General features: G+C 46.6%; 2 tRNA genes and 3 rRNA genes. All 5 read right to left on the reverse strand.

From position 1 onward, the window contains the following. Positions 1–67: 67 nt before the first annotated feature. The 5 genes from rrf to K941_RS0111800 all read right to left on the reverse strand — a co-directional run bounded on the left by rrf (position 68) and on the right by K941_RS0111800 (position 5,607). Positions 68–181: ribosomal RNA gene (gene rrf / locus K941_RS0111780) — 5S ribosomal RNA — on the reverse strand. 116 nt (positions 182–297) lie between these two features. Further along, positions 298–3,456: ribosomal RNA gene (locus K941_RS0111785) — 23S ribosomal RNA — on the reverse strand. A gap of 305 nt (positions 3,457–3,761) precedes the next feature. Further along, positions 3,762–3,837, reverse strand: a tRNA-Ala gene (locus K941_RS0111790). 5 nt (positions 3,838–3,842) lie between these two features. Then, positions 3,843–3,919 (reverse strand) — tRNA-Ile (locus K941_RS0111795). Between the two features lie 61 nt (positions 3,920–3,980). After that, positions 3,981–5,607, reverse strand: a 16S ribosomal RNA gene (locus K941_RS0111800). The 16S, 23S and 5S rRNA genes sit together here with 2 tRNA genes alongside, the layout of an rRNA operon. Positions 5,608–5,899 lie beyond the last annotated feature (292 nt).

The raw sequence follows: 5,899 nt of genomic DNA on the forward strand, positions 1-5,899 counted from the left end.
ATACACAAATTCAACGATTTTAAAAACCAAAACCCCCTCTATCAATGACAGAGGGGGCTAAATAAGGTGCTGACGATGACCTACTCTCACATGGGCGAACCACACTACCATCGGCGCTAAGACGTTTCACTTCTGAGTTCGGGAAGGGATCAGGTGGTTCCATCTTGCTATTGTCGTCAGCGTAAAAGGATTAACAACGCTGCTTATGAGTCTGTTATTGTGTTTTATTCAAGATTGATTCAAGCTTGTTAGGTAAAATCTTTACACTTATCTCATACTAAACCACTTGGGTGTTGTATGGTCAAGCCAAACGAGCAATTAGTATTGGTTAGCTACACATGTCACCATGCTTCCACACCCAACCTATCAACGTCGTCGTCTACAACGGCTCTTTAGGGAAATCTTATCTTGAGGTGGGCTTCCCGCTTAGATGCTTTCAGCGGTTATCCCATCCGAACATAGCTACCCGGCAATGCTTCTGGCGAAACAACCGGAACACCAGAGGTTCGTCCACTCTGGTCCTCTCGTACTAGGAGCAGATCCTCTCAAATTTCCAACGCCCACGGTAGATAGGGACCGAACTGTCTCACGACGTTCTAAACCCAGCTCGCGTACCTCTTTAAATGGCGAACAGCCATACCCTTGGGACCTGCTTCAGCCCCAGGATGAGATGAGCCGACATCGAGGTGCCAAACACCGCCGTCGATATGAACTCTTGGGCGGTATCAGCCTGTTATCCCCAGAGTACCTTTTATCCGTTGAGCGATGGCCCTTCCATACAGAACCACCGGATCACTAAGACCTACTTTCGTACCTGCTCGACTTGTGGGTCTCGCAGTTAAGCGCGCTTTTGCCTTTATACTCTTTGAACGATTTCCGACCGTTCTGAGCGCACCTTCGTACTCCTCCGTTACTCTTTAGGAGGAGACCGCCCCAGTCAAACTACCCACCATACATTGTCCTTAGATCTGTTAATCTCAAGTTAGAACCCCAACATAACCAGGGTGGTATTTCAAGGTTGGCTCCATAAGGACTGGCGTCCCTACTTCAAAGCCTCCCACCTATCCTACACAAGTTAGGTCAAAGTTCAATGTAAAGCTGTAGTAAAGGTTCACGGGGTCTTTCCGTCTAGCCGCGGGTACACAGCATCTTCACTGCGATTTCGATTTCACTGAGTCTCTGCTGGAGACAGCGCTGCCATCATTATGCCATTCGTGCAGGTCGGAACTTACCCGACAAGGAATTTCGCTACCTTAGGACCGTTATAGTTACGGCCGCCGTTTACTGGGGCTTCGATCAAGAGCTTCGCATACGCTAACCCCATCAATTAACCTTCCAGCACCGGGCAGGCATCACACCCTATACGTCCACTTTCGTGTTTGCAGAGTGCTGTGTTTTTAATAAACAGTTGCAGCAGCCTGGTATCTGCGACTGCCAACAGCTCATAAAGCAAGTTTAATCACCATCGGCAGCGTACCTTCTCCCGAAGTTACGGTACCATTTTGCCTAGTTCCTTCAGCAGAGTTCTCTCAAGCGCCTTGGTATTCTCTACCTGACCACCTGTGTCGGTTTCGGGTACGATTTCTTTATGACTATCGCTTAGAAGCTTTTCCTGGAAGCAGGGTATTTGCCACTTCACTAGTCAAACTAGCTTGCTATCAGATCTCAGTAATAGTCTAGCGGATTTGCCTACTAAACCTACCTACATCCTTCCACCTGGACAACCAACGCCAGGCTGACATAACCTTCTCCGTCCCTCCATCGCATCATAAACAAGTATCGGAATATTAACCGATTTCCCATCGACTACGCCTTTCGGCCTCGCCTTAGGGGTCGACTCACCCAGCCCCGATTAACGTTGGACTGGAACCCTTGGTCTTCCGGCGAACGGGCTTTTCACCCGTTTTGTCGTTACTCACGTCAGCATTCGCTCTTGTGATACCTCCAGCAACCCTTACAGGTCACCTTCACAGGCTTACACAACGCTCCCCTACCACTTAATTGAAACAATTAAATCCGCAGCTTCGGCTCCTAGTTTGAGCCCCGTTACATCTTCCGCGCAGGCCGACTCGACTAGTGAGCTATTACGCTTTCTTTAAAGGGTGGCTGCTTCTAAGCCAACCTCCTAGCTGTCTGTGCCTTCCCACATCGTTTCCCACTTAACTAGGAATTTGGGGCCTTAGCTGGCGGTCTGGGTTGTTTCCCTCTTGACGACGGACGTTAGCACCCGCCGTCTGTCTCCCGGATAGTACTCATCGGTATTCGGAGTTTGCATCGGTTTGGTAAGTCGGGATGACCCCCTAGCCGAAACAGTGCTCTACCCCCAATGGTATTCGTCCGAGGCGCTACCTAAATAGCTTTCGGGGAGAACCAGCTATCACCGAGTTTGATTAGCCTTTCACCCCTATCCACAAGTCATCCCCTGGCTTTTCAACGACAGTGGGTTCGGTCCTCCGGTGCCTGTTACGGCACTTTCAACCTGCTCATGGATAGATCACTCGGTTTCGGGTCTATACCCTGCAACTTAATTCGCCCTATTAAGACTCGGTTTCCCTACGGCTCCCCTAAACGGTTAACCTTGCTACAGAATATAAGTCGCTGACCCATTATACAAAAGGTACGCCGTCACCCGACCACTTAATCACTCTGCTTTTCAAATTGTGATTTGATGCGGTTCATTAAGAAAGTTCGTACTCTGCCATTGTTTTTTATGGCATGTTCTCGCTTTCTTGCCACTTTTTCACTTATATAGGCTTCACAATAAACGATTTTCCAAGTTCTACCACGAGTTGCGGTAGTTTGACCTGTATTATGTGCTTCAATTCTCTGCTTTAAGTTGGAAGTAAAACCAACATAAAAATCATTTTGATTATTAATGTTTTGTAGAACATATACATAATAAAAGTTCATTGTTATCCTCAAAGCGATTAAGTGGTCGGGCTCCGACTGCTTGTATGCACACGGTTTCAGGTTCTATTTCACTCCCCTAACAGGGGTTCTTTTCGCCTTTCCCTCACGGTACTGGTTCACTATCGGTCAGTCAGGAGTATTTAGCCTTGGAGGATGGTCCCCCCATCTTCAGACAAGATTTCACGTGTCTCGCCCTACTTAATATGTCTCATAAACAGTTTCGCATACAGGACTATCACCTACTATGGTTGGCTTTCCCACGCCATTTTGCTACTGTAAATTTGATCGGCTCCTCCCCGTTCGCTCGCCGCTACTTGGGGAATCTCTATTGATGTCTTTTCCTCGGGGTACTGAGATGTTTCACTTCTCCCGGTTTGCCTTCTATCCAAAGGATAGAATACCTATCTTATGATAGGTGGGTTTCCCCATTCAGAAATCGCCGGGTCACAGGATATTGCCACCTCACCGACGCTTATCGCAGGCTATCACGTCTTTCATCGCCTCTGACTGCCAAGGCATCCACCATGTGCACTTCATTACTTGACCATACAACCCCAAGTAGTCTTGGTGTCATAAGGGTAATGTGTAACGATTTACCTATGTTTACGCTTGATTCAGTTCTCTTTACTTTATCCAATCAATCTCATTTAAACCTTCGTTTTAATGAGTGGAGTATGATTGGAATGGTTAATTATTTGTTGGAATTAAATAATTAACCCAGACTCATAGTTACGTTGTTAAATAATGTAATTAACTTCATCAGTTAATTGTAAGTTATCTACATAAAGTAGAATTAAGAAATCTAATTGTATGCTGTTTAATTTGATTGCTTAGTTCTAATTTATTGTAAGTGGTGGAGTTAAGGAGAGTCGAACTCCTGACCTCCTGCGTGCAAGGCAGGCGCTCTACCAACTGAGCTATAACCCCATAAATGGTGGGTCTAATAAGACTTGAACTTATGACCCCCGCCTTATCAAGGCGGTGCTCTAACCAACTGAGCTATAGACCCAATTTAACTTACGCTACTAAGAACAACTTGTTGTGAATTCTTGCTAATCAGATAATCTCGTTAAGGAGGTGATCCAGCCGCAGGTTCCCCTACGGCTACCTTGTTACGACTTCACCCCAGTCATCGACCCCACCGTGGTGATCGCCCTCTTGCGTTAGGCTAACCACTTCTGGTGAGATCAACTCCCATGGTGTGACGGGCGGTGTGTACAAGGCCCGGGAACGTATTCACCGCAGCATTCTGATCTGCGATTACTAGCGATTCCGACTTCATGGAGTCGAGTTGCAGACTCCAATCCGGACTACGATTGGCTTTTTGAGATTAGCATCACATCGCTGTGTAGCAACCCTTTGTACCAACCATTGTAGCACGTGTGTAGCCCTGGTCGTAAGGGCCATGATGACTTGACGTCGTCCCCGCCTTCCTCCAGTTTGTCACTGGCAGTATCCTTAGAGTTCCCGACCGAGTCGCTGGTAACTAAGGAAAAGGGTTGCGCTCGTTGCGGGACTTAACCCAACATCTCACGACACGAGCTGACGACAGCCATGCAGCACCTGTATCAGAGTTCCCGAAGGCACTAAGCTATCTCTAGCGAATTCTCTGTATGTCAAGACCAGGTAAGGTTCTTCGCGTTGCATCGAATTAAACCACATGCTCCACCGCTTGTGCGGGCCCCCGTCAATTCATTTGAGTTTTAACCTTGCGGCCGTACTCCCCAGGCGGTCTACTTATTGCGTTAACTGCGTCACTAAGTCTTCAAGAGACCCAACGACTGGTAGACATCGTTTACGGCGTGGACTACCAGGGTATCTAATCCTGTTTGCTACCCACGCTTTCGAACCTCAGTGTCAGTATGATGCCAGGAAGCTGCCTTCGCCATCGGTATTCCTCCAGATCTCTACGCATTTCACCGCTACACCTGGAATTCTACTTCCCTCTCACCTACTCTAGTCACCCAGTATCAGATGCAGTTCCCAGGTTAAGCCCGGGGCTTTCACATCTGACTTAAATGACCACCTACGCTCGCTTTACGCCCAGTAATTCCGATTAACGCTTGCACCCTCTGTATTACCGCGGCTGCTGGCACAGAGTTAGCCGGTGCTTATTCTGTGGGTAACGTCAGGGCTTGTGGGTATTAACCACAAGCTTTTCCTCCCCACTTAAAGTGCTTTACAACCAAAAGGCCTTCTTCACACACGCGGCATGGCTGGATCAGGCTTTCGCCCATTGTCCAATATTCCCCACTGCTGCCTCCCGTAGGAGTCTGGGCCGTGTCTCAGTCCCAGTGTGGCTGATCATCCTCTCAGACCAGCTACAGATCGTCGCCTTGGTAGGCCTTTACCCCACCAACTAGCTAATCCGACTTAGGCTCATCTATTAGCGAGACCCGACCACTAAATTTAACTCATCCTAATTAAGTTAGGTGTTGCTTAATAAGCACAAATTGTATTTATTTAAAAGACAATTACTTAAAATTAAATTTAGTGGTCGGGCCCCTTTCTCTCGTAAGACGTATGCGGTATTAGCGTAAGTTTCCCTACGTTATCCCCCACTAATAGGCAGATTCCTAAGCATTACTCACCCGTTCGCCACTAATCCGTCTAGCAAGCTAGACTTCATCGTTCGACTTGCATGTGTTAAGCCTGCCGCCAGCGTTCAATCTGAGCCATGATCAAACTCTTCAGTTTAATCTTTGTTTTGCCTAATTGATTATTTACTTAGAAAGTAAAAATACTTAGAAAGTAAAATAAAAAGTTAGGAATTTTAATTTTGGCTCATTTATTACTAGCAAATTTGCTCATCGTGTAAATGAATTAACTTTGAGTATTTTTGCTTGATAAATGATAATTTTTGTATTATCTTGTATTAGCAAAAATCCACACAAGTTGTTCTTAGTATGTTTTTAAATAGTACGTGATACATCGTCTGTATCATCAATCAAGGCTGACTATTCTATCACAATGGATTTTGATGTCAAGC

Source organism: Moraxella caprae DSM 19149 (genome assembly GCF_000426885.1).
Classification (GTDB): domain Bacteria; phylum Pseudomonadota; class Gammaproteobacteria; order Pseudomonadales; family Moraxellaceae; genus Moraxella; species Moraxella caprae.